The organism is Leucobacter japonicus, assembly GCF_001273855.1.
Classification (GTDB): Bacteria; Actinomycetota; Actinomycetes; order Actinomycetales; family Microbacteriaceae; genus Leucobacter; species Leucobacter japonicus.
Window position 1 is genome coordinate 1 of record NZ_JHBX01000094.1, and the last position, 201, is coordinate 201.

At 68.7% G+C, this 201-nt stretch carries 1 pseudogene; it reads right to left on the minus strand.

The features are described 5' to 3' along the window. Positions 1-186, minus strand: a pseudogene (locus AMS67_RS04515) (phosphate ABC transporter permease subunit PstC); the annotation flags it as partial. Positions 187-201 lie beyond the last annotated feature (15 nt).

Sequence of the window (201 nt, forward strand, 5' to 3'; positions counted from 1 at the left end):
GATGGAGAGGGGCAGCGCGATGAGGAGGGCCAGGGTCGCCGCCCACACCGTGCCGAAGACGAGGGGGCCGACGTAGGCCCAGAAGTTGGTGGTGAGCAGCGAGGCGCTCTCATCGGTCGCGACGAACGCCGGCAGGCTTCGGGCGATGAGGAAGATCGCGACGGCGGCGAGGGTGACAAGGATCATGCTGCCCGCGAACAC